This window comes from Mycobacterium montefiorense (assembly GCF_003112775.1).
Taxonomy (GTDB): Bacteria; Actinomycetota; Actinomycetes; order Mycobacteriales; family Mycobacteriaceae; genus Mycobacterium; species Mycobacterium montefiorense.
In genome coordinates this window covers 1,222,577-1,249,368 of record NZ_BFCH01000018.1, presented here as the reverse complement: position 1 = coordinate 1,249,368, position 26,792 = coordinate 1,222,577, and the positions used below count along the sequence as shown (strand labels likewise).

Here is a 26,792-nt window from a genome sequence, read left to right as displayed (position 1 = left end):
GCGGCGCGGGTGGCTGGACGGGTTCCGGCGGCGGGGGCAGGGGAAGCGTCGGGCTCGGAGGCGGAGGCGTCGAGGCCGCCGAGTTACCCAGAGCCAAAAGCATTTCGGCTGTTCGCCGGGACAGCTGCCAGCCGCCCTGCAGCGGGGCGAACTCCATCGGGAAGGTGAACTTGCTGTTGCCTCCCTTGGCAGTGTTGACGCTGACGGTGGCCACCACGTTGGACGGATTCTTGTCCGACCACGCGATGTTGTTCGCCACGAAAGTCATCGGCAAGTAGCCATTGTCACGCAGCGCGTTGACGAGTTTGTCCAGCGTGGCGGCGCTCTCCGGCGTCGCGCCTTCAACGAGGTTCACCTTGTTGATGCCCGGAATGTTCGGGTCGACAAGCCGGTTAAGCACTTCGACCAGAGCCTCGGCCACCGGGACGGGGGCGGTCGGGGGGGCCGTGACGATCAGCGGGCTGGATGTGGGCTCCGCGGCTGCCGAACTACTCGACGGCAGCACCTTGGGTTCGCTGTGCGCGCATCCCGTCAGCCCGAGCGTCGCCACGGCGGTGGCGGCGCTCAGTGCTACGGACAAGTGTCGGTGCATCCCTGCGGTCGGCCGGGCTATTCGGCGAGGCCTGATTCTTGGAGGGGGGTGGTTGCTGCGATCCGGCCAACTGGTGCAATAGAAGTCACAGTTGGAAACATTGCGTTGATGACCGCGACCACGGTAGTGCCTGTGGTGAGGGGTTTTGCGGTCACGGGGTGTCCTCTCGGTGGTGCCAAATCGACGCTGAGGTTACCAGTGGGAGTGAAGACGCGACTTTTGATGGCTTTTGAGTTCACGCATGAACAGCCAATCGCCGGTAGCGTTAAAGAATCCACCGCATCAATTCGGGGCGGGAAAGGAGCGCAACATGGGTGACTCAGAGCGTTCTGAAGCATTCGGTATCGATCGCGAAACTGACATGTCCAGCGGCGATGCTGCCGAGTTGGAACAGTTACGCCGCGAGGCAGCAGCGCTGCGCGATCAACTCGAGCAGGCCGCCGGATCGCAGGGCGGCGCCCGCTCCTCGCGCGACGTGCATCAGCTCGAAGCCCGCATCGACTCGCTTGCCTCCCGCAATTCGAAGTTAATGGAAACTCTTAAAGAGGCCCGACAGCAGTTGTTGGCGCTCCGCGAGGAAGTTGACCGGCTGGGGCAGCCACCGAGCGGCTACGGCGTTTTGCTTGCCACCCACGAGGACGAAACGGTCGACGTGTTCACCTCGGGTCGCAAGATGCGACTGACGTGCTCGCCCAACATCGACGTGCCGTCCCTGCGCAAGGGCCAGACGGTTCGGCTCAACGAAGCCCTGACCGTCGTCGAAGCCGGGACGTACGAATCGGTCGGCGAGATCTCTACGTTGCGCGAGGTGCTCAACGACGGGCACCGAGCATTGGTCGTCGGTCACGCCGACGAGGAGCGGATCGTCTGGCTCGCGGAGCCACTGGTGGCGGAGGATCTGCCGGACGGCGTTCCCGACGCACTCAACGATGACACCAGGCCGCGCAAGTTGCGGCCTGGCGATTCTCTACTGGTCGACACCAAGGCCGGCTACGCGTTCGAGCGCATTCCCAAGGCCGAGGTCGAGGACCTGGTCCTGGAAGAGGTGCCCGATGTCAGCTACCAGGACATCGGCGGCCTGACTCGCCAGATCGAGCAGATCCGCGATGCCGTGGAGCTGCCGTTCCTGCACAAGGAGCTGTACCGCGAGTACGCGCTGCGTCCGCCCAAGGGCGTGCTGCTCTACGGTCCGCCCGGCTGCGGTAAGACGCTGATCGCCAAGGCGGTGGCCAACTCGCTAGCCAAGAAGATGGCCGAGGTGCGCGGCGACGACGCTCGCGAGGCCAAGTCGTACTTCCTCAACATCAAGGGCCCCGAGCTGCTGAACAAGTTTGTCGGCGAGACCGAGCGCCACATCCGGCTGATCTTCCAGCGGGCCCGTGAGAAGGCGTCCGAGGGAACACCGGTGATCGTGTTCTTCGACGAGATGGACTCGATCTTCCGCACCCGCGGAACGGGTGTTTCGTCGGATGTCGAGACCACGGTGGTCCCGCAGCTGCTGAGCGAGATCGACGGCGTGGAGGGGCTGGAGAACGTCATCGTGATCGGCGCCTCCAACCGCGAGGACATGATCGACCCCGCGATCCTGCGGCCCGGCCGCCTCGACGTCAAGATCAAGATCGAGCGACCCGATGCCGAAGCGGCACAAGACATCTTCTCGAAATACCTTGTCGAATCGCTGCCGGTGCATGCCGACGATCTCGCCGAGTTCGACGGCGACCGGTCGGCCTGCATCGGTGCGATGATCGAAAAGGTCGTCGAGCGGATGTACGCCGAGATCGACGACAACCGGTTCCTGGAGGTCACCTATGCCAACGGTGACAAGGAAGTCATGTACTTCAAGGACTTCAACTCCGGCGCGATGATCCAGAACGTCGTCGACCGGGCGAAGAAGAACGCCATCAAGTCGGTGCTGGAGACCGGCCAGCGGGGCTTGCGTATTCAGCATCTGCTCGACTCGATCGTCGACGAGTTCGCCGAGAACGAGGACCTGCCCAACACCACCAACCCCGACGACTGGGCGCGGATCTCGGGCAAGAAGGGCGAGCGGATCGTGTACATCCGTACCCTGGTCACCGGCAAGTCGTCCAGCGCGTCGCGCGCCATCGACACCGAATCGAACCTCGGCCAGTACCTCTAGGGATCAATCCCTAGTCGGCTCAGTCGAATTCGAACGAGTAGCTATTCGTCAGATCGTCCTGCGTCACGCGGGCGGGGCGAGTCGTCGTGTCCACCCGCAACGTCTCGGTGAGCACGCGCGGCTGATAACTCCAGCCCTCGGGCAGCGTGAGCCGGCCGGCCAGCCCGGCCAGCCCGGCCAGGTCGGCCCGGGACAGGCTGGGGTCTGCGACCTGACTCCAGGTCTGCATGACCCAGCGCTTGCCTTCGGGATCGACGAGTTCGTACACCTCTTCGCCGGCGTTGAAGACGAAGACCGTATTGCGGGTCACTTCGTTGACGGTGTACGGGGCGGGGTTCATCGACGAAAGCGCAACGGTGGCTTGCTTGATCATCTCGATCCCGCCGAACGTCATCCGTTCCTGCGGGCCCTCGGCATGCTTTTCGATGTTGTTCATCAGCCAGTAGCGCGGACCATTGAGCAACGCCGCGGCAGCGCCGTGTTCCTTTGCGATTGCCTGCGGGTCGAGCGCTGACCACAGGTTGGCCGGGCAATCGTTGAGCGGAAAGCTGTTGTAGACGGTTGCCTGTGGGCCGGAATCACCGACTTCAACGAGAAGTACTTCGCCGTAACGCTTTCCAGATAGGTCGGGCACTTGTTACTCGCTTTCTGTCGTCGTGGCGACGCAGTTGATGGCGCCTCGGTAGCGGTTGCGGGCAGCTAGCGAGACATGCAAGTCGTCGATGAGTGGATCGAGGAACATGCCCCGGTACTCGGCGTCGTCGACGGCGCGGGCGCTGATGTACATGAACGTCAACGCGCCGAGGAACAGGCACATGTGGATCAGCGAATCCGGTACGGGCAGTATCCATCCCATGACTGTCGCGGTGCTGACGTAGGTGTGGGTCCATTCGTTGAGCAGCTGCGGCGTCAGAATGATCAGCCCGAGAATGAGATACATCGTGGCGCCGACGATTGCCACCACCAGGATCTCGACTAGTTGCGAGGCAGCCAGCAGGAAAACCACATTGAGGCGTTCCGACTTTCTCAGCACTGAGCCCGGCGACGGGTCAAGCATCGCCGCGAAGGGAGTGTTGGCAAGGCTGTCGCTGCCCTCGGGCAGCGACGCCGTCGACTTCAGCAGCGGCCTCACTCGTTCCACGGTCTTGGACACGACGAACGCCCCCGCGATGCCGAGCAGAAAGAATATGGCCAGCGAGATCCGCTTCCCGTTAATAGTTGCCGCCATCAGCCAGACGTAGGTGTTGAAGAACACCAACGCGGTCAGCAGCACAATCGGCAGCGCCCTGATCGCCAGCGTGCCGACCGTGGCAAGGTGTTCGAACGTCATGCGCACCGCCCAGGCGAGCACCGATCCGACGCCCGAGCCGGTCAGCAGCAGCACCAGGCCCAGAATCGCGGCGTCCCGGGTCAGTTGAATCGGGCCGCTTTCGACGAACCCGCAGACGATCGCAAACGCCAGCGCTGCGGTCGCGATCGTCGCGCGGGCGCGCCCGTCCGATACCCGCGACACCAGCCAGCCGACCAGAGCGGCCAGCGGGAGAGCGGCCGCGAGCAACGCGAGGATGACCCATTGCCGGGTGGTCGGTGTCCCATCAATGAAGACCTCGCGGCCGTTGCTGACGAAATAGACGCCCAGCAGGCAGGCCTCGACTCCCGTCCACGCGGCCAGCATCGGAGCGGACCGCGGCCAGAGCCGTCGCCATCGGCCCCGCCGGGTCAGCACGGACGGCAAACGCGCTCGAGGAACCACTGTTCCGCCTCGGCTGTCGCCGCCTTCTGGCTGCCCGGTGTGCGGCGCAAAGTTAGGTCCACACCGGGTCACCCTAGTGGCGCAGCAACCCCTGTGTTGGGCGTTTTCACGCAGGTCAGGATTTGTTCGGCGGCGCGTTCGGCGGGTGCCGCCACGGCCGTCGGGCGGTGCGCCCGTCTGCTCCTGAAGCATCTTCAGCCAGAAGATGTTTCGACGATCGGCGGCAGGCCCGTATCGGCCGCGCGGTTGCCCCAACGCCGGGCACGTCGTTGCCAGGCCTACGCTGAACGGATGCAACGGATTATCGGGACGGAGGTCGAGTACGGCATTTCGTCGCCGTCCGACCCAACTGCCAACCCGATCCTTACTTCGACTCAGGCGGTGCTGGCCTACGCGGCCGCCGCCGGCATCCAACGCGCCAAGCGCACCCGCTGGGATTACGAGGTGGAGTCGCCGCTGCGCGACGCCCGAGGTTTCGACCTGAGCCGTTCGGCCGGGCCGCCGCCGGTGGTCGACGCCGACGAGGTCGGTGCCGCGAACATGATCCTGACCAACGGGGCGCGGCTCTATGTCGACCACGCGCACCCCGAATACTCCGCGCCCGAGTGCACCGACCCGCTGGACGCCGTGATCTGGGACAAAGCCGGCGAGCGGGTGATGGAGGCCGCCGCGCGGCACGTCGCCAGCGTGCCCGGAGCCGCCAAGCTGCAGCTTTACAAGAACAACGTCGACGGCAAGGGTGCCTCGTACGGATCGCACGAGAACTACCTGATGAGCCGGCAGACGCCGTTTTCGTCGATCATCGCCGGTCTGACCCCGTTTTTAGTGTCCCGGCAGGTCGTCACCGGCTCCGGCCGGGTCGGTATCGGCCCCTCGGGTGACGAGCCCGGCTTCCAGCTGTCCCAGCGCTCCGACTACATCGAAGTCGAGGTCGGGCTGGAGACGACACTGAAGCGCGGCATCATCAACACCCGCGACGAACCGCACGCCGACGCCGACCGGTACCGCCGGCTACACGTCATCATCGGCGACGCTAACCTCGCCGAGACGTCGACCTACCTGAAGCTGGGCACCACGGCGCTGGTGCTGGACCTGATCGAAGAAGGCCCGCAGCACGGGATCGACCTGAGCGACCTGGCGTTGGCCCGGCCAGTGCACGCGGTCCACGCGATCAGCCGTGACCCGTCGCTGCGCGTCGCGGTGGCCATGGCGGACGGCCGGGAACTGACTGCTCTTGCGCTGCAACGGATGTACCTCGACCGGGTGGCCAAGCTGGTCGACGGTCGCGACCCCGATCCGCGGGCCGCCGACGTCGTGGAAACCTGGGCACACGTGCTTGATCTGCTTGAGCGCGACCCGATGGAATGCGCGGAGCTGCTGGACTGGCCGGCCAAGCTGCGACTGTTCGAGGGTTTCCGGCAGCGCGAGAACCTAGCCTGGTCGGCACCCCGACTGCACCTTGTCGACCTGCAGTATTCCGATGTCCGGCTGGACAAGGGCCTGTACAACCGGCTGGTGGCGCGTGGCTCGATGAAGCGTCTGGTCAGCGAGCACCAGGTGATCGAGGCGGTCGACAATCCGCCGACCGACACCCGCGCGTATTTCCGCGGCGAGTGCCTGCGCAGGTTCGGGGCCGACATCGCCGCAGCCAGTTGGGACTCGGTGATTTTCGATCTCGGTGGCGATTCGCTGGTGCGCATTCCGACGCTGGAGCCGCTGCGGGGCAGCAAGGCGCATGTCGGGGCCTTGCTGGACTCCGTTGACAGTGCCGTCGAACTGGTGGAACAACTGACGAGCTGAGGCTTGTTAACCGAAGAACGTCGGGTTCGACCGGTAGGGTAGAGATACCAGCGGGCATGTTTAAGCGGCCGGTGAACAGCCCAGACGAAGCAGGAGGCGGCGATGGCGCAGGAGCAGACCAAGCGTGGCGGAGGCGGCGGCGACGACGATGACGTCGTTGGCACCACAGCCGCGGGTCAAGAGCGTCGCGAGAAACTGACCGAGGAGACCGACGACTTGCTCGACGAGATTGACGACGTCCTTGAGGAAAACGCGGAGGACTTCGTTCGTGCGTACGTCCAAAAGGGCGGACAGTGACCTGGTCTTTCCCCGATCGCCTGCCCACTAACTCGTCACTACCCGGATTCTCTGCTGTAAACACGTCCTCGTTCGCCGACCTGTTGCGCCGCCAGGCGCCGGAATTGCTACCCGCAGTGCTGGGTGGCGGTGGAGGTCAATCCGGCGGTGACGCCGGGCATCTGCCGCACGGCACCACGATCGTCGCCCTGAAATATCCCGGCGGTGTGCTCATCGCCGGTGACCGGCGCTCCACGCAGGGCAACATGATCGCCGGCCGCGACGTCAAAAAGGTCTACATCACCGACGACTACACCGCGACCGGCATCGCCGGCACGGCCGCGATCGCGGTCGAATTCGCCCGCCTCTATGCCGTGGAGCTTGAGCACTACGAGAAGCTGGAAGGCGTACCGCTCACCTTCGCCGGCAAGGTAAACCGGCTCGCGATCATGGTGCGCGGCAACCTCGCCGCCGCGATGCAAGGGCTGGTGGCCCTGCCGCTGCTGGCGGGCTACGACATCCACGCGGCCGATCCCGAAAGCGCCGGGCGCATAGTGTCGTTCGACGCGGCGGGTGGCTGGAACATCGAGGAAGAGGGATACCAGTCGGTGGGGTCGGGGTCGATCTTCGCCAAGTCCTCGATCAAGAAGCTGTATTCCCGAGTCACCGACGCCGATTCCGCGGTGCGAGTCGCCGTGGAAGCGCTCTACGACGCCGCCGACGACGATTCCGCCACCGGGGGACCGGATCTGGTTCGCGGCATCTTCCCCACGGCGGTCACCATCGGTGCCGAAGGAGCAGTCGACGTGCCCGAGAGCCGGATCGCCGAACTGGCCCGGGAGGTCATCGAAAGCCGCTCGCGCGCTGACACTTTCGGTCCGGATGGCGGTGAGAAGTGAGCTTCCCGTATTTCATCTCGCCTGAGCAGGCGATGCGTGAGCGCAGCGAGCTCGCGCGCAAGGGCATCGCGCGGGGCCGCAGCGTGGTGGCGCTGGCCTACTCCGGCGGCGTGCTTTTCGTCGCGGAGAATCCGTCGCGCTCGCTGCAGAAGATCAGCGAAGTCTACGACCGTGTCGGCTTTGCGGCCGCGGGCAAGTTCAACGAATTCGACAATCTGCGCCGTGGGGGCATTCAGTTCGCCGACACCCGCGGCTACGCCTACGACCGCCGCGATGTCACCGGCCGGCAGCTGGCCAACGTCTACGCGCAGACCCTCGGCACCATCTTCACCGAGCAAGCCAAGCCCTACGAGGTCGAGCTGTGCGTCGCCGAGGTTGCGCACTACGGCGAGACGAAACCGCCTGAGTTGTACCGGATCACCTACGACGGGTCCATCGCCGACGAGCCGCACTTCGTGGTGATGGGCGGAACCACAGAGCCGATCACGACCGCACTCAAGGAGTCGTACGCCGAAAACGCCGACCTGCGCGAAGCTTTGGGGATCGCGATCGACGCGCTGCGGGCCGGCAGCGCCGACTCCTCGAACGGCGACCAGCCTGCACTGGACGTAGCCAATCTCGAGGTCGCCATCCTGGACGCCAACCGGCCGCGGCGCGCGTTCCGGCGGATGACGGGATCCGCCCTCGAGGTGCTACTGCCCAAATCGGTCTCCAAGTCGCCTGACAAGGGCACCTCGGCGCCCGAAGAGCCGTCCGAGTAGCCGACGCGCGGCTAAGCGCGAGGCGACTGTGGGGGCGGGCGTGACGTGGGACTTGAGCCGCACCACGCGCTTCGGCTGCGTCTTCGCACGCGAAAGCGTGTTGCCGGAAGCCTGAAACGGAGCTAGCCTGCTGAGGCACCTCGTTAGGCGAGGCTCCTGAACGAACACAGGCCACTGATCTGACGACGTCGAGAGACGCCCAAGATCAGGACAGATCTCCCCGGCTTAAGGGGTGGTCCCAAGTGGCTTTCCCGGCTCCCCGGGGATACGTCGCTCAGTGCCGAAGCTCAACGTGTGGGGGCAGCATCGCCTGCTATTCCGCTTCGCGGGTTCCCTCTTTGTGCATGTCGTGACCCGTATTGACTGTGGAAGGCAGGTGTTCCCATGACCAGATTGGTCGATGTCGCCCCCCGGGCGGGCTCAATCAGCTCGGCGGATGAGGTGCGCCTGACTCCGTATGAGGCGATGTTGGCCGACCTGTTGTTCGTCTGCGACGAACTGAACATGGCGGGCATCCCTTTCGTTCTGATCCGCGGTGCGGACGGCCGCCCGGCGCTTGTCGTGGACATCGCGTTGCGCGCCCGGGTCGCCGAGACTCTGATGTCCGCATGTCTTGAAGTGCCGCTGCGCGCCAAGATCCTCGACGGGACCGGGCGCCGCTCGATTTACCTGGGTGATGGCCTGCTGTCGGCAGACCCGGACCCGCGGTTGCTGCGGGTGTTTCGCCACCGGGAATGCTCGCGTTTTGGGCTGCGTTACGGCGCATCTGCCGGGGTCGAGCTGCAGTTCTGGGTCTTCGATGGGATGCAGGCGATTTGTCCGATCGAGAATTCGCTCACGCGCAAGGTGTTGGTGCTCGCCGACATCGCGTACACCACCGTCGATATGTTCGGCCGCACGTGGCGGACGATCGACGGGATGTTCGCCCCCCACGCCGGCGACGTGACGTTCGACATCGACATGGTGTTCTCCTGGGTGGACGGCAACGACCCGGAGTTCTGCGCACGGCGCGCGGCGGCGATGGCGGGGCAGGTTGTCGGCGAAGGCGATGAAGCCGATGCGCGCATCCGTCAGATCGACGAATTGAAGTACGCGCTGCGCTCGGTGCACGCCTTCGCACCATGGGTGCGACGGATTTTCGTCGCGACGGATTCGCCGGTTCCCGGGTGGCTCGCTGCCCACCCGAAGGTCACCATCGTGCGCGCCGAGGATCACTTCACCGATCTATCGGCGTTGCCGGTGTACAACAGCCACGCGGTCGAGAGCCAGCTGCACCACATCCCAGGTCTGGCAGAGCATTTCCTCTACTCGAACGATGACATGTTCTTCGGCCGGCCCGTTTCACCCACAATGTTCTTCTCGCCGGGAGGCGTCACGAAGTTCATCGAAGCGGGCACACGCATCGGACTTGGCGCCAACCATCCGGAGCGCAGCGGCTTCGAGAACGCAGCGCGCGTCAACCGGCAGTTGCTGTGGGACAAGTTCGGGAAGGTCATCACGCGCCACCTCGAGCACAGCGCTGCCCCGCTGCGCAAGAGCGTGTTGCTGGAACTCGAGCGTGAGTTTCCGCAGGAGTTCGCGCGCACTCAAGCGAGCCGCTTTCGCGCCAGCACCGACATCTCGGTGACCAATTCGCTGTACCACTACTACGCATTGATGACTGGCCGTGCGGTTCAGCACGAGTGCGCAAAGGTGCTCTACGTCGACACCACAATGCGGTCGGGGCTGGCCAAATTGCCGCAGCTGCTGAGGAAGCGCAAGTTCGACTTCTTCTGCCTCAACGATGGCAGCTTCCCGGAAGTGAGCATGGGCGAGCGGGCGCATGTTGTCGGCGAGTTTCTGGACCGGTACTTCCCGGTGCCCGCGCCGTGGGAGCGAGGAGCCGAAGACGACTGAAAATCGGCGGCGAGTGAAGGTGCGTTAGTCCGTGCGTCGGCTGGCAGCTGGCCATGTGCGCGCGAGCTGATGTGCGATGCGCGGTATCCGGCTGGCCGGAAGAATACTCACCCCGGCGTCGGCGAGTTCTCGGCTCACGGCCGCCGGCCGTACGAACCGTCCCACAGTGGGACCGGTGGTCAGCGGAATAACGGTGTGTACCACAGTTTCTGGGTAGCAGTGCACGAGATTGAATGCCTGTGCACTATCGCGACCCCGGGTCCCCGCCGTCAGGAGGTCCTGGGAATAGCAGCTGGCCGAGGCGACCGAAACAGGAATGCCGGCAAAGGTCGCCGAGGTCGAGTAGTGCAGGTGTCCGGCGAGGATGCTGCGCACATCGGTGCCACGCAGGACCGTGGCAAGTGGGCCTTGATCGCGCAGCTCTACCATGACGGAGAGGTCCTGCACGCAGGGAATCGGCGGGTGGTGCATCGCGAGGATGGTGCCGAAGGGGGCGGGTTCGGCCAGCTGCGCCGTGAGCCACTGCAACTGCGCCGGCGCGATCTCCCCGTGGTGGTAGCCGGGAACCGAAGTGTCCAAGACGATTACCCGCAAACCCGCGATATCGTGCACCCGGTCCATCGGCGCCATCGTCGGAGCCTCGCGCAACAGATGCTCGCGCAGTGCCGCTCGGTTGTCGTGGTTACCCATCACCCAGATGACTTCAGCTCCAAGGCGATCGGCCAACGGCTCAACCAGGCAGCGCAGCTTGTGGTAAGCCCCGGGCTGTCCCTTGTCGGCCAGGTCGCCGGTGAAAATGACTGCGTCGGGGCGTATTTGGGAAGTCTCAAGCCGCTCAAGCAGCTCGGATAATCGAGCCTCCGCGTCGACGTCGCCGTAGAGGTCGCCGTCGCCGGCTATGAGGTGGGTGTCGCTGATGTGTGCGATGACGTGGTCCGGCCGCGGGTATTCCGCGACCCTGGATCTGTCCACAGGGCTGACGAAGCCTTTCTAAAACGACTGGGCTCGCGGTAACGAGCACCACAAATTGTACACGGCGGTCGGACTCGCATCCGGGATTACGATCGTTCGTTGGGGCTCGTCCAGCGTGGCGGCTAAATCCGTGTGTTAGTCAATTAGCACCACTCGCCGGGCGGCTTGCTGACCGCCGCGGCGACACAGCAAGTACCCTCAATTGTGTGCAGCGACGAATCATGGGCATCGAGACTGAGTTCGGTGTCACCTGCACGTTCCACGGCCATCGCCGCCTGTCGCCGGACGAGGTAGCCCGCTACCTTTTCCGCCGGGTGGTGTCCTGGGGCCGCAGCTCCAACGTCTTCTTGCGTAACGGCGCCCGCCTGTACCTCGACGTCGGCAGCCACCCCGAGTACGCCACCGCCGAGTGCGACAGCCTGGTGCAGCTGGTCACCCACGACCGGGCCGGCGAATGGGTGCTGGAAGACCTGCTGGTAGACGCCGAGCAGCGACTTGCCGACGAAGGCATCGGCGGCGACATCTACCTGTTCAAGAACAACACCGACTCTGCGGGCAACTCCTACGGCTGCCACGAGAACTACCTGATCGTGCGCGCCGGCGAGTTCTCCCGGATTTCCGATGTGCTGCTGCCCTTCCTGGTCACCCGCCAACTGATCTGCGGGGCGGGCAAGGTGCTGCAGACACCCAAGGCCGCGACGTTCTGCCTATCGCAGCGCGCCGAGCACATCTGGGAAGGCGTTTCGTCGGCCACCACTCGCAGCCGCCCGATCATCAACACCCGCGACGAGCCGCACGCCGATGCCGAGAAATACCGGCGGTTGCACGTCATCGTCGGCGACTCGAACATGTGCGAGACCACCACGATGCTCAAGGTGGGCACGGCCGCGCTGGTGCTCGAGATGATCGAATCCGGTGTGCCCTTCCGCGACTTCTCGCTGGACAACCCGATCCGCGCGATCCGCGAGGTCAGCCACGACGTCACCGGCCGCCGGCCGGTGCGCCTGGCCGGCGGGCGTCAGGCCAGCGCGCTGGACATCCAGCGCGAGTACTACAGCCGCGCCGTCGAGCACCTGCAGACCCGGGAGCCCAACGCGCAGATCGAGCAGGTCGTCGACCTGTGGGGCCGGCAGCTCGACGCCGTCGAAAGCCAGGACTTCGCCAAGGTCGACACCGAGATCGACTGGGTGATCAAGCGCAAACTGTTCCAGCGCTATCAGGACCGTTACAACATGGAGCTGTCCGACCCGAAGATCGCCCAGCTGGACCTGGCGTATCACGACATCAAGCGCGGTCGCGGTGTCTTCGACCTGCTGCAGCGCAAGGGTCTGGCGGCACGCGTCACCACCGATGAGGACATCGCCGAGGCCGTCGACAACCCGCCTCAGACCACCCGTGCCAGGCTGCGTGGCGAGTTCATCAGCGCCGCTCAGGCGGCCGGCCGCGACTTCACCGTCGACTGGGTCCACCTGAAGCTCAACGACCAGGCGCAGCGGACCGTGCTGTGCAAAGACCCCTTCCGGGCGGTCGATGAGCGGGTCAAGCGGCTCATCGCCAGCATGTGACCATCGGCTGTCTACAGCTGATCAGGTGGCTCATGTGGCCAAAGTGACGCTGGCGAGTCGGTGCACGCGCGCGATGCGGGCCATCTAATCTGGAGCAAATGGCGACCTCGAAAGTCGAACGGCTGGTCAATCTCGTCATCGCCCTGTTGTCCACCCGCGGCTACATCACCGCGGAAAAGATCCGGTCCAGCGTGGCTGGCTATTCGGAAAGCCCCAGCCTCGAGGCGTTTTCCCGGATGTTCGAACGCGACAAGAACGAGCTGCGCGACCTCGGCATCCCGCTCGAGGTCGGCCGGGTATCGGCGCTGGACCCGACCGAGGGCTACCGGATCAACCGCGACGCATACTCACTGCCGGCGGTCGAGCTGACCGCGGATGAGGCGGCCGCGGTCGCCGTCGCCACGCAGCTGTGGGAGTCGCCCGAGCTGATCACCGCGACCCAGGGCGCGTTGCTGAAGCTGCGCGCCGCCGGCGTCGACGTCGACCCCTTCGACGACGGGACCCCGGTGGCGATCGCCTCCCCGGAGGGAGTGCCGGGCCTGCGCGGGTCCGAGGAGGTGCTCGGAATCCTGTTGTCCGCCATCGATTCCCGGCAGGCCGTCCAGTTCCCGCATCGGCCGTCACGCGCCGAGCCCTACACCATGCGCACCGTCGAGCCGTGGGGTGTGGTCACCGAGAAGGGCCGCTGGTATCTCGTCGGCCACGACCGTGATCGCGAGGCCACCCGCACCTTCCGGCTCTCCCGCATCGGCGCCGAGGTCGCGCCGATCGGTCCGTCCGGCGCCGTCACCGTCCCCGACGGCATCGACCTGCGCAAGATCGTCGCCCAGACGGTGGCCGAGACGCCGACCGGCGGGCGGGCCCAGGTGTGGGTTGCCGACGGGCGGGCCACCGCGTTGCGCCGCGCCGGACGGTCCACCGGCGCCCGGCAATTGGGTGGCCGCGACGGTGAAGTACTCGAAGTCGACATCAGCTCCACCGACCGGCTGGCCCGCGAAATCGCCGGATACGGGGCCGACGCCGTCGTACTCGAGCCGCAACCGCTGCGCGACGACGTGCTGGCCCGGCTGCGTGCCCACGCGGGAGCGCCCGCGTGACCCCCGTGTCCACCCGCCTGGTTCGGCTGCTCAACATGGTGCCGTATTTCCAGGCCAATCCGCGGATCACCCGCGCGGAAGCCGCCGCCAAGCTGGGGGTGTCGGCCAAACAGCTGGAAGAAGACCTCAACCAGCTTTGGATGTGTGGGCTGCCCGGCTACTTCCCGGGTGATCTGATCGACTTCGAGTTCTCCGGCGACACCATCGAGGTGACGTTCTCGGCGGGCATCGACCGGCCGCTCAAGCTCACCTCTCCGGAGGCCACCGGTCTGCTCGTCGCGCTGCGGGCGCTGGCCGACATTCCGGGCGTGGTCGATCCGGAGGCGGCGCGTACCGCGATCGCCAAGATCGCCGCGGCGGCCGGCGCTGTCGGACACGACGCAACGAGTTCGGTGACGGCGATCGACGAGCCGGCGCCGATCGAGAACCGGGCCGCGGCTACCGTGCGTACGGCGGTGCAGTACAAGCACGCGCTGGCTATCGACTACTACTCCGCCTCACACGACACGCTGACCAGCCGAACCGTCGACCCCATCCGGGTGTTGCTGATCGGCGGCCACAGCTACCTGGAGGCCTGGTCCCGTGAAGCCGAAGGTGTGCGGCTGTTCCGATTCGACCGGATCGTCGAGGCCAGCGAGCTGGGCGAGCCGGCCGCCCCACCCATGCCGGCGCTGCAGGCGCGCCCGGACACATCGCTGTTCGACGGCGATCCGTCCCTGCCATCGGCCAGGCTGCGGGTAGCGCCCTCGGCGTCATGGATGTTCGAGTACTACCCGATGCGCGACGTACGCGAGTTGCCGGACGGATCGTGTGAGGCGGTCATGACCTACGCCTCGGAGGACTGGATGACACGCCTGGTGCTGGGATTCGGGCCGGACGTTCGGGTGGTTGAACCCCAGTCGCTCGCGCAGCGGATACGGGATGCCGCGGCGGCGGCCTTGGAGTCCTACCAGGCAGTGACGTCCTGATCGCACGGCGCGGGCACACCGGCAGTTGCCCGTGCTGCGGTAGCATCGGGTGGACGTCTGGAGGTAATCAAAGTGGGCAGTCTTAGTCCGTGGCACTGGGCGATCCTCGCGGTCGTCGTAATCCTGCTGTTCGGTGCCAAGAAGCTCCCGGATGCAGCGCGCTCGCTGGGCAAATCGATGCGCATCTTCAAATCCGAGATGCGTGAAATGCAGACGGAAGGCAAGCCCGAAGCGCCTTCCATTGAAACCCCTGCCGCGGCCCCGCAGCCCGTGCAGTCGCAGCGGGTCGACCCGTCGGCGACCTCCGAGCAGGGTCACACCGAAGCGCGCCCCGCTTAGCCGGGCATCGGCCGCGGTGCCCGAGCGCCACTGACCGAGCGTTGTGAAAACACTCAAAACTTCAGCGCGTACTGCTGCGTTTCTGAAGCATCTCAATCCGCGCAATAGGCGCAGTCGGACCAATCCCGACGCGACGATGTCGCTGGTCGATCACCTGACCGAACTGCGCACCCGGCTGCTGGTCTCCCTGGCCGCGATCGTGGCCACCACGATTCTCGGGTTCGTCTGGTACGGGCATCCGCTGTTCGGGCTTCAGAGCCTGGGCGAGTGGCTACGCCATCCCTATTGCTCGCTGCCGCAGTCGGCGCGTGCGGACATCAGCGCCGACGGGCAGTGCCGATTGCTGGCCACCGCGCCGTTCGACCAGTTCATGCTGCGGCTCAAGGTCGGGATGACCGCCGGGATCGTGTTGGCCTGCCCGGTGTGGTTCTACGAGCTGTGGGCCTTTATCACGCCGGGGCTGTATCAGAAGGAGCGCCGCTTCGCGGTCGGGTTCGTGATCCCCGCCGCGGTGCTGTTCATCGGCGGTGCGGTGCTGGCCTACTTCGTGCTGTCGCAGGCGCTGGGCTTCCTGTTGACGGTCGGCAGCGACGTCCAGGTGACCGCGCTGTCCGGGGACCGCTATTTCGGTTTCCTGATCAATCTGCTGGTGGTGTTCGGCGTCAGCTTCGAATTCCCGTTGCTGATCGTCATGCTCAACATGGCGGGCATGCTGACCTACGAAAAGCTCAAGTCGTGGCGGCGCGGCCTGATTTTCGCGATGTTCGTGTTCGCGGCGGTGTTCACGCCCGGCTCCGACCCGTTTTCGATGACGGCGCTGGGAATCGCGCTGTCCGTGCTGCAAGAGCTGGCCATCCAGATCGCCCGAATCCACGACAAGCGAAAAGCCAAGCGCGAAGCCCAAACTGAAATCTCGGACGACGAAGCATCGGTCATCGAGCCGGCTCAGCCGATGTCCCAGTCGGCGCCGGAACCGTCGTTTATCGCCGGGCAACACGACGACGTGACGTAGATGGCGGTGGCACCTGACGGCGGCGTGACCGAGTTGACCGAGCTGCCTCGGTTCACCGCCGAGCTGCCTTTTTCGCTCGACAACTTCCAGACGCGGGCCTGTGCGGCACTGGAACGGGGTCACGGCGTGCTGGTCTGCGCGCCAACGGGAGCCGGCAAGACGGTGGTCGGCGAATTCGCCGTGCACCTGGCGCTGGCGGGCGGCGGTAAGTGCTTCTACACCACGCCGCTCAAAGCGCTGAGCAACCAGAAGCACACCGATCTGACGGCACGCTATGGCCGCGATCGAATCGGGCTGTTGACCGGCGACGTGTCGCTGAACGCCGATGCGCCCGTGGTGGTGATGACCACCGAAGTGCTGCGCAACATGCTGTACGCCGATTCGGCTGCGCTGCAAGGGCTTTCCCACGTGGTGATGGACGAGGTGCATTTCCTCGCCGATCGGATGCGGGGTCCGGTGTGGGAGGAGGTGATCCTGCATCTGCCCGACGAGGTGCGGTTGGTGAGTCTGTCGGCGACAGTGAGCAACGCCGAGGAGTTCGGCGGCTGGATCCAGACCGTGCGCGGCGACACGACGGTAGTGGTCGACGAGCACCGGCCGGTGCCGCTGTGGCAACACGTCCTGGTCGGCAGGCGCTTGCTGGACCTGTTCGACTACGAGAACGAGAAGCCGGCCGCCGATCGTCATCCTCGGGTGAATCCCGAACTGCTGCAACATATTGCGCACCGCCGGGAGGCGGACCGGATGGGCGATTGGCGTGGTCCCCGCCGGCAGTCGGGCAGGGGCAGGCCGGAGCGGCCACGCTTCTACCGGCCGCCCGCGCGACCCGACGTGATCGCCACGCTGGACTCCGAAGGGCTGTTGCCGGCGATCGCGTTCGTGTTCTCGCGGGCCGGTTGCGACGCCGCGGTCCAGCAGTGCCTGCGCTCGCCGCTGCGGCTCACCACCGAAGAGGAACGCGCTCAGATCGCCGAGGTGATCGAGCACCGGTGCGGAGACCTCGCCGAAGCCGATCTCGCGGTGCTGGGCTACTACGAGTGGCGGGAGGGGTTGCTGCGTGGTTTGGCGGCCCACCATGCCGGCATGCTGCCGGCCTTCCGGCACACGGTCGAGGAGCTGTTCACCGCAGGCCTAGTCAGGGCGGTGTTCGCCACCGAAACCCTGGCCCTGGGCATCAACATGCCCGCCCGCACCGTGGTGCTCGAGCGGCTGGTGAAGTTCAACGGCGAAGCGCACGTGCCGCTAACGCCGGGGGAGTACACCCAGTTGACGGGCCGGGCCGGGCGGCGTGGCATCGACGTCGAGGGGCACGCAGTGGTGCTCTGGCATCCGGGCGAGGAAACCTCCGACCCGTCCGCGGTGGCGGGGCTGGCGTCCAACCGGACGTTCCCGCTGCGCAGCTCGTTCGCGCCGTCGTACAACATGACCATCAACCTGGTGCAGCACATGGGTCCGGAGCAGGCGCATCAGCTGCTCGAGCAGTCCTTTGCGCAGTATCAGGCCGACCGCTCCGTCGTCGGCTTGGTCCGCGGCATTGACCGGGGCAAGCGGCTGCAGGACGAGATCGCCGCCGAACTCGGCGGGGCGGACGCGCCGATCCTGGAATACGCCCGGATGCGTGCGCGAATTTCGGAGATGGAGCGCGCGCAGTCCCGGGCGTCGCGGCTGCACCGGCGGCAGGCGGCCAACCAGGCGCTGGCCGGGCTGCGCCGCGGCGACATCATCACCATCACCCACGGCCGGCACAGCGGGCTGGCGGTGGTGCTGGAATCGGCACGCGACGGCGACGACCCCCGACCGCTGGTCCTCACCGAACATCGTTGGGCGGGCCGGATTTCGTCGGCTGACTACTCCGGTGCCGCCGAACCCGTCGCGACGATGCCGCTGCCCAAGCGAGTCGAACACCGTCAGCCCCGGGTGCGCCGCGATCTGGCCTCGGCGCTGCGGTCGGCTACCGCTGAGCTGGACGTGCCGTCGCGCCGTCGCGCCGCGGACTCCGATGACGGTTTCCACGACCCGGAGCTGACGTCGTTGCGCGCGGAGCTGCGTCGCCACCCGGCACACAACAGCCCGGGCGTCGAGGCTGGAGTCCGTGAGGCCGAGCGTTACCTGCGCATCGAACGCGACAACGCGCAGCTGGAAAAAAAGGTCGCCGCTGCCACCAACTCGCTGGCCCGCACGTTCGACCGAATCGTCGGGCTGCTTACCGAGCGTGAGTTCATCCAGGGCTCCGTGGCTGATCCCCGAGTCACCGACGACGGCCGGTTGTTGGCGCGGATCTACAGCGAGAGCGACCTGCTGGTCGCCGAATGTCTGCGCACCGGCGCGTGGGCCGAACTGAAGCCCGCCGAGTTGGCCGCGGTGGTTTCGTCGGTGCTCTACGAGACGCGCGGTAGCGACGGCCCCGGCGTTCCGTTTGCCGCCGAGGCGCCGACCCCTAAATTGCGGCAGGCCCTGCAGCAGACAGCGAAGCTTTCGTTCGCGCTGCGTACCGACGAGCAAACCCACCGCATCGCGCCCGCCCGCGAACCTGACGACGGCTTCGTCACCGTCATGTACCGGTGGGCGCGGAGCGGCGATCTGGCTGGCTCACTAGCCGCGGCCGACGCGACCGGTAGCGGTTCACCGTTGTTGGCCGGGGATTTCGTGCGGTGGTGCCGTCAGGTGCTCGATCTGCTGGACCAGGTGCGCAATGCTGCGCCGGATGCTGAACTGCGGGCGACGGCAAAGCGTGCGATCAACGATGTCCGGCGCGGCGTCGTCGCAGTTGACGCCGGGTAGGCTGGGCCCGAGCTACCGTTACAGGGCCATGACACAAGGCGATTGAGGAGAAACGATGAGCGGACCGCACGGATCGGACCCGGGCCAGCAATGGCAACCGCCCGGCGAGGGTGGCGATCGTTCCCAGGAACCGACTCAGGTGGGTCAGGTGGGCTCACCCTGGCAACAGCAGCAACCGCCGACCCAAGAGGGAACGTGGCAGGCCCCGGCGTACCCGGCAGCCGCCGAGTACCCGCAATACCAGCAGCCGGCTGAGCACGCCTACCAGCAGCAGTACCCCCAGCAGCAGCCCGGCTACGGGCAACCCGAGCAGTACGGCCAGCAGGGCCAGTACGGGCAGCCCGGTCAGTACGGCCAGCCGGGCCAGTACGGCCAGCCGGGCCAGTACGCACAGCCCGGGCAATATGGGCAGCCGGGCCAGTACGGTCAGCCAGGTCAATACGGTCAGCCCGGCCAGTACCCGCAGCAGTACCCGGGCTACGAGCAGCCGAAGAAAAAGCGGTCGATGGCGCTGATCGGCGGCGTGGGCGGGGCGATCGCGTTTCTGCTGATCGCGATCGTGCTGGTGCTCGGCTTCTGGGAGCCCGGCTTTTTCGTCACCACCAAGCTGGACGTCAACAAGGCTCAGACCGGCGTGCAGCAGGTTCTGACCGACGAGACCAACGGCTACGGCGCGAAGAACGTCAAGGACGTCAAGTGCAACAACGGCACCGACCCGACCGTGACGAAGGGCGCCACCTTCGACTGCGCCGTCAGCATCGATGGCGCTCAGAAGCGCGTGACGGTGACCTTCCAGGACGACAAGGGCACCTACGAGGTCGGCCGGCCGCAGTAGCGCGTCACTGCGGCAGCGAGTCGAGCGCTTTCTGCAGGCGGGCAATCGAGGATCCCACGCCGAATTCCGTGGCCAGCGCCGCGGTGCGCTGCGGGTCGGCGGCCGTCAGCGGTAGCTCGTCGGTGGGTCTCGACAGCGTGATCGGTGCGTCGGTGGCCACCCGCACCACCTGACCGGCGGCCTCGATGTAGTCCGCGGCGGCCAACAGCTTTGCCCGCAATCCCTTGGCGATCTTGGATTTCGGGTCGTGCGCGGCCGCCAGGATCTGCTCCAGCGAGCCGTGCAGCGCCAACAGCGTGGCGGCCGTCTTCTCGCCGACGCCCGGCACCCCCGGCAGGCCGTCGGAGGGGTCACCGCGCAACAGCGCGAGTTCGGCGTAGGCCGGTCCGGCGCGGTCCAGCGGCACGGAATAGTGTTCGGCCACCTCGGCGGGCCCGAACAGGGTGGCTTTGGCCAGGCCGCGGCCCAGATAGAGCACCCGAACCGGGACGGGATCGTCGGTGACCACCTGCATCAAGTCGCGGTCTCCGCTGACCACGACGACCGGGTCGTTGCTTTCCTGCGCTGCCAGCGTGCCCAGCACGTCGTCGGCCTCGAAGCCCTCCGCGCCTGCCGTCGTGATCCCGAACGCGTCGAGGAGCTGCATGATGATGTCGACCTGCGGCGACAGGTCGTCGGGCACTTCCTCGACGTCCGGCGTGCCCTCCGGTTCCGGCTCGGCCACCCGATGCGCCTTGTACGACGGGATCAGGTCCACCCGGAACTGCGGGCGCCAATCCAGATCGAGGCACACGGCCAGCCTTTTCGGTCGTTGTTGGGTGATCACAACGGCCATCGAGTCGATGAACCCGCGCACGGCGTTCACCGGCCGACCGTCGGGAGCGGTGATCGACGACGGCACCCCGAAATACGAGCGGAACCACATGCTGGCGCCGTCGAGCAGCAACACAGGTGCAGGCATGCGGGCTATCCTGCCAGCGCCGCCGCCGACGCGGTTAGCCTGGCTGCCATGGATTCTCACCGATTCGATGCCGCGGTCTATGCCCGTCGCCTGGCAGCGGCGGCCGCCGCGACCGCCGACGCCGGACTCGACGGCCTGGTGATCACCCCGGGATACGACCTGCGCTATCTCAGCGGGTCGCGGGCTCAGACGTTCGAGCGGCTGACCGCGCTGGTGGTGCCGGCCTCCGGTGACCCGACGGTGGTGGTGCCGCGGCTGGAGCTGGCCTCGCTCAGAGGATCGGCCATTGCCGAATTGGGTTTGCCGGTGCGCGATTGGGTCGACGGCAACGACCCCTACCAATTGGTTCTTGCGGCGCTGGGCGGCGCTCCCGCCGCGACGGCGGTCACCGACTCCATGCCAGCCCTGCATCTGTTGCCGCTGGCCGGTCTGCTCGGCGTGCCCCCGGTGTTGGCTACCGACATACTGCGCAGCCTGCGGATGGTCAAGGAGGAGTGCGAGATCGACGCGCTGCGCAAGGCCGGTTCGGCCATCGACCGGGTACATGCCCGGGTGCCGGAGTTCCTGATTCCGGGCCGCACTGAGGCCGACGTCGCCGATGATATCGCCGAAGCTATTGTCGCCGAAGGGCATTCGGAGGTGTCGTTCATCATCGTCGGCTCCGGCCCGCACGGCGCCGACCCGCACCACAGTTATTCGGACCGCGAACTGCAGGCCGGTGACATTGTCGTTGTCGACATCGGGGGAGCCTACGAGCCGGGATACCACTCCGACTCGACGCGTACCTACAGCATCGGAGAGCCTAATCACGATGTTGCGCAGCAATATTCGCTGCTGCAGCGGGCCCAGCGGGCGGCCTTTGAGGTGGTTCGTCCGGGGGTGACCGCCGAGCAGGTCGACGCCGCCGCCCGCGACGTGCTAGCCGAAGCGGGACTCGCGGAGTTCTTCGTGCACCGCACCGGCCACGGCATCGGACTCTCGGTGCATGAGGAGCCCTACATCGTCAGTGGCAACGATCTGCCATTGACTGCGGGGATGGCATTTTCGATCGAGCCGGGCATCTACTTTCCGGGCCGTTGTGGTGCGCGCATCGAAGACATCGTCGTCGTGACCGAGGACGGCGCGCTGGCTTTCAACAACCGACCGCACGACCTCGTCGTGGTACCGGTGTCCTAATAGCCTTACGGCTGCTGGATTTCCTTGCTGATATCGGCCGGCACGATCGAGCCGTCGGTGCGGTGATCGGTGGTGTCGCGGCATTCACCATTGACGTCGACGCGAGCGTGGCTGTTGAGTTCGACGCCGGCGGGTGGGCGCGGCGGCACGGTCAGGATGATGTTGACGTTGTCTTTCCGCAAGGTCGGTGAGTGAGATTTGAAATCGGAATCGGTGCTCCACCCGTCGGCGACGAGTCCCTTCATCAGCGCCTGGGCGTCGGCGGGTTCGTTGTGCGGGATGTCTGGCAGCCAGAACGCCACCTTCGCAACGCCACGAAATGGCGGCTCTCCCTGGTCGTTACACGACTCATAGCTGAATGTCGCCTCGGTCACTTGGCTGTGCAGGGTAGTCACGATGTCGCGGGCAGCGTTGAGGACCTGGGCGCGGTCTTGTTGCGGAGATATCGGATCATGCACGGTCTCAGCACATCCCGTGAGTGCAACGCCGACTATTGACGCCGCGACGGCGATCCTGATTGTGAGAGTCCACACTCGTCACTTCCTTTCTGCGGTTAGCCTGTCGGGGCGCTGTGGGTGTGCCCGGTGGTCGCCGAGCGGAGGGCTTCTGGGTCAAACCAATCACCTATTCCGTATTCGCCGCGGTGCGGTGCCGTCATGCCGTCGTGTTCCAGCGCGTCACCGTGGCCGGAAACCACGTCGGCGATGCTGAACAGCGACTCTGACCCATTATCGAAGTAGTGGGAATGGTCGTAAATCGGGTTGGCGGTATAGCCGGGGACTTCGGCCTTGAATCGGGTGGACCCGTAGCCGTCCACGGACGGATCGTCGCCGAGTCCGCCCAGCGTCGGACCGAAGACGCCCGGACCCGTCACTTGACCGGGTGACCAGGTCACCGCATCGCCCGAGGCCGCGCCGACGTAAAGATGTCCACCCGGCGATAGGTGGAAGTCGGCCGCGGAGTGGGCTAAATCCGTGCCGGGTGACCCGACCAGCACCACATCGTTGGAATGCATGCCATAGCCCGCCGCCGCGTCCGAGACGACGGTGGATCCGTAGGAGTGGCCGACCACGGTCATGTGGGTCGGCGCACCCTCGTGAGTCACCGCGAACGCGTTGACATCTGAGGCCAGCAGCTGGCCCCCGGTACGTGCCATGTTCGGCTCGTACAGGCCGGGGTCGGTCACATTGTTCGGGGCGTCGTAGCCGATCCACATCACCACCGAAGTCGGCTTGCCCCCAGCGGCGCGTGCCGTTTCGTCATAGAGACGCACACCGTCGGGGTTGGCCAGAGTTCCTTCGAACACACCGCTTCCTAGGCCCTTGACCAGGATTGCGGTGTTCGCGGCGGTGTCGGGGTTGCCCATTGCGATGGCCGCCACACCCTCGCCGCCGAATGCGTCAGGCTGATACCTCACCAGGAATATGTCCGGGTGCCTGTTCCAGAGGTCCACCGCCTCTGCGGATTTGGCCAAGCCTTCCTTGCCGCGAGAGGCGTTGGTGTAGCGGGTGACTTCGGCGGGCGACAGCCCGTACCTGCCCGGATCGCTGAGCACGTCGTTGACGGATACCCCGTTGTTGGCGAGGTGCTCGACGCGGTGCAGGTCGTCGTTCATCACCGCCATGTTGACCTGACTGCGAGCCACAACGGGAATCCCCTTGAGATTGCCCAGATCCGGGGGATGCTGGGCGATCAGTCGGTCCCGCTGTTCCTTGGTGAGCGACTTCCACCACCGGTTTACGCCGTCGGTGCTTGTTCCCGGGGCTGGGAGCGGAATCGAATCTTCGGGTCTGGGAGCCGATTCCGGTGCATCCACGCCTTGGATGGCCGCGCCGTCATATCCGTCGGTGCGCAGGGTCGTCAATGACTTCTGCAGGTAGTCGGAGTAGCCGCTGCGAACCGAGCGAAATTGTGCGAGGGTCGATTTGGTGTCGTCGATGGCTTGCTGTTCCAACAAGTCGATGAGCGTATCTACCGCCGATCTATCCGGGGCGCTGAGGTGAGGGTCTTTCTCCAGGTCCAGTGCTTGCCCGAGTTGGTTGTCAATCTGCTGTAGTCGGCTCTCCAACGTCGAGATCAACGTGGCGCCGGTTCGCTGCGCTTCGGCCAGTGCGGCGGCGATACTTTCCAGGGTGACGCCGATCTTGGGCAATTGCAAGGACTGTGCACCAAGCTGCTGGGCAGCGCGCTGCACCTCGGCTGAGTCGTTGATCGGGTTCTCGCCGTGCTCGCGATTCCAGGATGCCTCAAAGCGATTGCGGGCTTGTTCGAATGCGTTGGAGGACTCGGTAGTACAGCGGCCTGCGTTGTGAAATGCCTGCGCGAGATCGGAAATCTGTGCGGGAAGGCCACTTTGGAGGCTGTTGTTGATCGCCCAAGGGTCACCGCCGGCTTCGGCGATCAGCTGGGGGATGCTTATGTAGCGGAGTTGCATCGCACGGCCCGCAGTTTCGCGGCGTTGTGCTCCTCCATGTCGGTGAACCCCGAGGCGGCTTTGTGGGCCTTACCGCCGACTGTGGCCAGCGTTTCCCCGTGGGCTTGCAGGTCTTTCACATGCTTGCCGTGGGCTACGCTCACCGCTTCGTGAAACTGCTCCGCGGCGGAGAAGTCACCGAACATCCCCGACATCAGCGGTCCCCGCGACAGGCGATCGGCTGCGTCTTGAGCGTGCCCGCCCGCGCGGTGAGACTGGCTTCCCCCCGAGTGCAGTAATCCAGTGTCGACGAACACCGCCACCCCTTCCGAGCTGGACTAAAGATTACTACCGCGGTTTTGGCCGTCAATTCACCTTGTGGATTGTTGTACTGCAGGCCTGGAACCAGGCGAGGTGATAATTGGCGGCCGTCTTGTCGTCTGCCACCAGTGCCTCGATGGCTGCCAGCAGCTGCCAGTTTCCGACGTCGTGCAAGTCGACGTTCTCGGGGTAGCTGTCCAGAACGCGGGTGCTGATCTTACGCAGATGCGTTTGCAGGAGATCGACCTCTTTGTCGAGCACCCCGGTGCCGCCAGTGGCGGCTTTGGCGAGCGTGTGGGCCAGTCGCGGCAGACCGTCGCGCCATTGGGTTGCCTGGTTGAGCTCCCAGCCGAGTTCGTCGATCTCGGGCAGGCGGCGGGGCCGTGGCGATGTGGGGGTGGGCTCGTCTTCCTCCGGAACGTGGTGGATCGGGGTGTATCCCGCGGCGACAGTGACCGCGCCGAGCAGGGTTTCCAGGTCGCCGCGGCGTCGTTCGGGGGACAGCAGCGTGACCGCGGCCGGGAGTTCGATGCCCGGCGGGATCCAGCCGCTGGCGAGATCTGTTGTGAGCAGGGTGGTTTCGTCAGAGCGATTTCCGGCCGCCCAGGACAGCCGAGGTTGTTGGCGGGCAACCGCGGCCACCAGTCGCTCTAGTCGTGCACGCTCGGTGGCGTTGGCCGATGCGGCCCCGGCGAGCGCCCCGGTAGCGGTGGCCGCGACGGCCTCGGTTCCCAGACCCGACGGCGCGGATGGCGTTGGTGGAGGGGGCGATTGGCGCACGACTGTGGGCTGAGCCGGGCTACCTTGCGCGGCTGAGGGATGCACCGGCGCAGAACTTGCCATCGCCGAGGGCGGTGGGCTCGATGGAAGGACAGGGGCGGACGCCGCGGGAATCGTCGGCCGTATGTCGGAGGCGTAAGCGGGCAGCGGGCCCGCGGGCGCGGGTGCAGCCGCGGCTGGGCTTGGCGATCCCGCGACGACCTGTGGTGGCGGGGTTGCGTCGGGGGCTGCCGCATGCGCGACGGGCGGTGCTTCGTATGCCGGTGCGTTGACCGGGACAGCGCCCGTGCCTGCGGTGGGGGTCGTCGGTATCTGAGGGTCTGTGGAGTGAGGGGGCGGCATCGCGCCAGCAGTCGCGGAAAGTGGTGTCCCTGCCTGCATTCCCTTGTCGAAGCTGTGCATCAAGTCGGCCGGTGTCACCGGCTGGACCGGGCTGGTCGGTGCCGCCGGTGCGCCGGTTAGGGGTCCGGACGACAGTTGTGGTGCGGTTGGCAGCGAGGGCTTCGCGGCCAGTGCCATCGACGAAGCCGCTCCTGCTGGGGAGCGAGCGACGCTTGGCCCCGATATAGGCAAGGGTGCCGCTTGCGGGCCTCGTACCAGAGGTGGCTTTGGGCCCACGCCGGCTTGGTTGATAGCACTCCACGGGTGAGTCCCATTAGCGGATGCTGGGTCGGGCACCACCGTGTTTGGTTGAGGAATGCTACCGCCTTCGTTGATGGCGGACATAGTGTCAGGCGCGGGCTCTGGTTGTGTTAGTGGCGGTGGGTTGTTTCCGTAGGCGGACGCCGAATCCAGAGGTGAGCCAGATTTGTTGAGGACGCCTTGGACGCGTGCGGTCAGACCCTCTTCGTCACTAGGCTGTCGAAACATACTGCCGATGTCGACGCCGTGCGACTGCGCGAACTGACGCGCTGACATGCCAGCTCCTTCTGCTTCGAGGATCGTCTGCATGGCATCAAGTACGTTGCCGGCGTACTTCGCTGCGGTGATGTTGGCGAGCGCTCGATACTGGTTTATCGCAGCGACCATCTGCGGCACCCTTACGGCTACGGGCTCCTTGGAATTCTGAATCTCAGTGATCCGCTGGTTGCCTTCCTCGGCGAGTTTGGTCAGATCCTGGCGAAGGCTCACCATGCTGTCGTAGGCGCTGTCGTAGGCGTTCTCCTTGACGCCATTCTTTTCGGCCACCTTCTGTGCTTGTTCTTCACCCCGGCGAAAGGCTTGGCGAAGATCATCAGCCGTAAAGCCTTGCTGCTCTCCGAGTGGCCCAGTTTGGGCGCTATGCAGCATGTCTCCAAAATTTGTAAATTCAGTTTTGATGTTTCGGCGATTAGTCCTGCCATGCACAAGTGCCATCAAATCCTGGTCATCCACCCATTGATCACCGACGATGGCTCCTGACCATTCTCCTGGTGGCAACATTATGCGCAAAAGCTTTCGATAGCTAACGTTGTT

Annotated in this window: 23 protein-coding genes, 1 pseudogene and 1 riboswitch; of the genes and pseudogenes, 15 read left to right on the top strand and 9 right to left on the bottom strand. The window is 65.7% G+C overall.

What is annotated here, in order from left to right:
• On the bottom strand, window positions 1–592 hold a 592-nt coding region (locus DB708_RS18285), incomplete at its 3' end, for a hypothetical protein (RefSeq protein WP_235616813.1).
• Window positions 593–902: 310 nt separating this feature from the next.
• Here DB708_RS18285 and arc point away from each other — a divergent pair.
• Window positions 903–2,732, top strand: a complete 1,830-nt coding sequence (arc, locus tag DB708_RS18280; protein ID WP_108924405.1) for a proteasome ATPase — start codon at window positions 903–905, stop codon at window positions 2,730–2,732.
• Between the two features lie 19 nt (window positions 2,733–2,751).
• Here the strand turns inward: arc and DB708_RS18275 are convergent, their stop codons facing one another.
• Window positions 2,752–3,366: a hypothetical protein gene (locus DB708_RS18275; protein ID WP_108924137.1), complete on the bottom strand. Its 615-nt coding sequence runs from the start codon at window positions 3,364–3,366 to the stop codon at window positions 2,752–2,754.
• 3 nt (window positions 3,367–3,369) lie between these two features.
• A pseudogene (locus DB708_RS18270) lies at window positions 3,370–4,547 on the bottom strand (hypothetical protein).
• Window positions 4,548–4,776: 229 nt separating this feature from the next.
• Between DB708_RS18270 and dop the strand changes: the two are divergent.
• The 5 genes from dop to DB708_RS18245 all read left to right on the top strand — a co-directional run bounded on the left by dop (window position 4,777) and on the right by DB708_RS18245 (window position 10,117).
• Window positions 4,777–6,285, top strand: a complete 1,509-nt coding sequence (gene dop, locus DB708_RS18265) for a pup deamidase/depupylase (RefSeq protein WP_165839857.1) — start codon at window positions 4,777–4,779, stop codon at window positions 6,283–6,285.
• Window positions 6,286–6,387: 102 nt separating this feature from the next.
• Entirely contained in the window at window positions 6,388–6,582 is a 195-nt protein-coding gene (locus DB708_RS18260) for a ubiquitin-like protein Pup (RefSeq protein ID WP_066814536.1), read from the top strand.
• Window positions 6,579–7,460 (top strand): proteasome subunit beta, encoded by an 882-nt coding sequence (gene prcB / locus DB708_RS18255; protein ID WP_108924133.1) that lies wholly within the window; start codon window positions 6,579–6,581, stop codon window positions 7,458–7,460. The genes DB708_RS18260 and prcB overlap by 4 nt, the downstream gene beginning before the upstream one ends.
• Window positions 7,457–8,221 carry a proteasome subunit alpha gene (gene prcA, locus DB708_RS18250; protein ID WP_108924131.1) on the top strand — a complete coding sequence of 255 codons (765 nt, stop codon included), beginning with the start codon at window positions 7,457–7,459 and terminating at the stop codon, window positions 8,219–8,221. The genes prcB and prcA overlap by 4 nt, the downstream gene beginning before the upstream one ends.
• Window positions 8,222–8,353: 132 nt before the next feature.
• Window positions 8,354–8,527, top strand: a riboswitch (M-box (ykoK) riboswitch).
• Between the two features lie 78 nt (window positions 8,528–8,605).
• Window positions 8,606–10,117: a stealth family protein gene (locus DB708_RS18245; RefSeq protein WP_108924129.1), complete on the top strand. Its 1,512-nt coding sequence runs from the start codon at window positions 8,606–8,608 to the stop codon at window positions 10,115–10,117.
• Between the two features lie 24 nt (window positions 10,118–10,141).
• Here DB708_RS18245 and DB708_RS18240 read toward each other — a convergent pair whose 3' ends face one another.
• Entirely contained in the window at window positions 10,142–11,089 is a 948-nt protein-coding gene (locus tag DB708_RS18240; protein WP_108924127.1) for a phosphodiesterase, read from the bottom strand.
• Window positions 11,090–11,295: 206 nt separating this feature from the next.
• Between DB708_RS18240 and pafA the strand changes: the two genes are divergently transcribed.
• From pafA to DB708_RS18205, 7 genes are all read left to right on the top strand, one after another.
• Window positions 11,296–12,654, top strand: a complete 1,359-nt coding sequence (gene pafA, locus DB708_RS18235; protein ID WP_108924125.1) for a Pup--protein ligase — start codon at window positions 11,296–11,298, stop codon at window positions 12,652–12,654.
• Window positions 12,655–12,752: 98 nt separating this feature from the next.
• Window positions 12,753–13,751, top strand: a complete 999-nt coding sequence (locus tag DB708_RS18230; RefSeq protein WP_108924123.1) for a helix-turn-helix transcriptional regulator — start codon at window positions 12,753–12,755, stop codon at window positions 13,749–13,751.
• Window positions 13,748–14,719, top strand: a complete 972-nt coding sequence (locus DB708_RS18225; protein WP_108924121.1) for a helix-turn-helix transcriptional regulator — start codon at window positions 13,748–13,750, stop codon at window positions 14,717–14,719. The genes DB708_RS18230 and DB708_RS18225 overlap by 4 nt, the downstream gene beginning before the upstream one ends.
• Before the next feature lie 72 nt (window positions 14,720–14,791).
• Window positions 14,792–15,058 carry a Sec-independent protein translocase subunit TatA gene (gene tatA, locus DB708_RS18220; RefSeq protein WP_108924119.1) on the top strand — a complete coding sequence of 89 codons (267 nt, stop codon included), beginning with the start codon at window positions 14,792–14,794 and terminating at the stop codon, window positions 15,056–15,058.
• A gap of 43 nt (window positions 15,059–15,101) precedes the next feature.
• Window positions 15,102–16,070, top strand: a complete 969-nt coding sequence (tatC, locus tag DB708_RS18215) for a twin-arginine translocase subunit TatC (RefSeq protein ID WP_409347604.1) — start codon at window positions 15,102–15,104, stop codon at window positions 16,068–16,070.
• A 24-nt stretch (window positions 16,071–16,094) separates the two neighbouring features.
• Window positions 16,095–18,851 (top strand): DEAD/DEAH box helicase, encoded by a 2,757-nt coding sequence (locus tag DB708_RS18210; RefSeq protein WP_108924403.1) that lies wholly within the window; start codon window positions 16,095–16,097, stop codon window positions 18,849–18,851.
• A gap of 55 nt (window positions 18,852–18,906) precedes the next feature.
• Window positions 18,907–19,686: a DUF4333 domain-containing protein gene (locus DB708_RS18205; protein WP_108924115.1), complete on the top strand. Its 780-nt coding sequence runs from the start codon at window positions 18,907–18,909 to the stop codon at window positions 19,684–19,686.
• Window positions 19,687–19,690: 4 nt separating this feature from the next.
• On the opposite strand, the gene DB708_RS18200 is transcribed toward DB708_RS18205, so the two are convergent.
• The gene (locus DB708_RS18200) at window positions 19,691–20,647 is read right to left on the bottom strand and encodes a 5'-3' exonuclease (RefSeq protein ID WP_108924113.1); all 957 of its coding nucleotides are present in this window, start codon (window positions 20,645–20,647) and stop codon (window positions 19,691–19,693) included.
• A gap of 48 nt (window positions 20,648–20,695) precedes the next feature.
• On the opposite strand from DB708_RS18200, the gene DB708_RS18195 reads away from it, so the two are divergent.
• Complete coding sequence (locus tag DB708_RS18195) at window positions 20,696–21,823, top strand: M24 family metallopeptidase (RefSeq protein ID WP_108924111.1); 1,128 nt, start codon at window positions 20,696–20,698, stop codon at window positions 21,821–21,823.
• Between the two features lie 5 nt (window positions 21,824–21,828).
• Here DB708_RS18195 and DB708_RS18190 read toward each other — a convergent pair whose 3' ends face one another.
• The 4 genes from DB708_RS18190 to DB708_RS27330 are packed head-to-tail and all read right to left on the bottom strand — an operon-like array spanning window position 21,829 to window position 25,337.
• On the bottom strand, window positions 21,829–22,356 hold the full coding sequence (locus DB708_RS18190; RefSeq protein ID WP_201263542.1) for a hypothetical protein: 528 nt from the start codon (window positions 22,354–22,356) through the stop codon (window positions 21,829–21,831).
• A gap of 20 nt (window positions 22,357–22,376) precedes the next feature.
• Window positions 22,377–24,257, bottom strand: a complete 1,881-nt coding sequence (locus tag DB708_RS18185) for a putative alpha/beta hydrolase (protein WP_108924107.1) — start codon at window positions 24,255–24,257, stop codon at window positions 22,377–22,379.
• On the bottom strand, window positions 24,239–24,553 hold the full coding sequence (locus tag DB708_RS18180; RefSeq protein ID WP_108924402.1) for a DUF2563 family protein: 315 nt from the start codon (window positions 24,551–24,553) through the stop codon (window positions 24,239–24,241). The genes DB708_RS18185 and DB708_RS18180 overlap by 19 nt, the downstream gene beginning before the upstream one ends.
• A gap of 49 nt (window positions 24,554–24,602) precedes the next feature.
• Entirely contained in the window at window positions 24,603–25,337 is a 735-nt protein-coding gene (locus DB708_RS27330; protein WP_165839856.1) for a DUF5631 domain-containing protein, read from the bottom strand.
• Window positions 25,338–26,534: 1,197 nt separating this feature from the next.
• Here DB708_RS27330 and DB708_RS18170 point away from each other — a divergent pair.
• Window positions 26,535–26,738 carry a hypothetical protein gene (locus DB708_RS18170; RefSeq protein ID WP_108924103.1) on the top strand — a complete coding sequence of 68 codons (204 nt, stop codon included), beginning with the start codon at window positions 26,535–26,537 and terminating at the stop codon, window positions 26,736–26,738.
• Window positions 26,739–26,792: the final 54 nt, after the last annotated feature.